This window comes from Paenibacillus algorifonticola, from assembly GCF_000971975.1.
In the GTDB taxonomy this organism is placed as follows: domain Bacteria; phylum Bacillota; class Bacilli; order Paenibacillales; family Paenibacillaceae; genus Pristimantibacillus; species Pristimantibacillus algorifonticola.
The window spans coordinates 1-1,347 of the sequence record NZ_LAQO01000099.1 but is presented as its reverse complement, the minus strand read 5'-3'; the positions used below and the strand labels follow the sequence as shown (position 1 = coordinate 1,347).

The 1,347-nt window shown below is 45.7% G+C and carries 2 protein-coding genes; both read right to left on the bottom strand.

Annotated features, from left to right (window positions below; all coding sequences use genetic code 11):
• On the bottom strand, positions 1-841 hold an 841-nt coding region (locus tag WH37_RS33115; protein ID WP_156182447.1), incomplete at its 3' end, for an IS3 family transposase.
• A gap of 26 nt (positions 842-867) precedes the next feature.
• Positions 868-1,347 (bottom strand): helix-turn-helix domain-containing protein (locus WH37_RS33110; protein WP_046234939.1); only part of this gene is annotated, 480 nt, incomplete at its 5' end.

The window sequence follows — 1,347 nt, the reverse complement described above, 5'->3', positions numbered from 1 at the left end:
TGGTCCTGAATTTCATCGGACTGAGGCCGTTTAGTTTCGCCTGTAATCGTTCGTAATTGTAAAAGTGGATGTAGTCATCAATGTCCTTTTTGAGGTCTGCAAAGGAACGGTAGGTATGCAAATAATATTTTTCGCATTTCAAGGTTCCCCAGAAGGACTCCATGGGACCATTATCGATACAACGACCAACCCGGGACATACTCTGAGTTAGTTTGTTGTCATCCAGCAGCTTCTTAAAGCTTAAAGACGTGTACTGAAAACCACGATCACTATGAAGCAGTGGTGTGCTGCCTGGCGCCGCTTGTAAGGCCATTTTCAACGTTTGGAATACGAGGGGATTGTTATTGGAATGCCCCAATACATAAGAGATGATCGTTTTGTCATGAAGATCAAGAATGGCGCTCAAATACGCTTTCTGGCCATTACCGTACTTGAATTCCGTCACATCGGTTACCCATTTCTCGTTGGATGCATCTGCTTGGAATTGACGGTTTAGTACGTTCTCAGCGACCTGCTGTGGAGTCGCATGTGCGTATCTTTTTTTCTTCCTGCGGATGATGGACCGGATTCCCTTTACCTTCATGAGACGGTAAACGCGCTTATGGTTAATCGTTTTTCCCGTTTGGTCGCGCAGGTGCAGGGTTAATTGGCGGTATCCGAACGTACGCTCCACTCTCTCATAAATAGACAGCATGACCTCCGTCAGTTGCTCATTTTCCTGCTTACGAGAACTCGGTTTGCGATTGCGCCACTTGTAATAGCTTGAACGTGGGATTCCTGCTATTTCACACAAAAGCCACACGCTGATCGAAGATTCTTCCTGTAACGCTTGGATAGTCAAGTAGACATTCTCTTGGCGATAGAGACCTAGCTTCGCCTCCTTTGGAATTCCTGTAACTTTTTTAGAAACGCATTTTCAGCCCGAAGCCGTTCCATTTCATAGGTCATCTTCTTCAGCTCAAGTTTTTGTCGATCGACCTCCGTTAACTCCTCTGGCGCTTTCTTTCGTCCTCGGCCATCCTTTAATGCATCCTGACCGCCATCTTCAAACTTCTTCACCCATTGGTATACTTGCTGATAGGAGACCTGAAACTGGTCTGCCGTCTTACGATAGTCATGCTGATGGGCAAGACAATGTTGGACCATATCGATCCGTTCTTGCCAAGTCGTCGAACGCCCCTTCGTCATCGCTTTTTCTCCCCCTGAATAAGCTTTTAAGCTGCTATGACGATTATACTGCTTAATCCAGTTGGAAAGCTGCGTTCGACTTGCAATTTTGTATTTATCAATGACCTGATATTGAGATAATCCCTCCTCCAGACAATCCTTCACCGCTTGAAGCTTAAG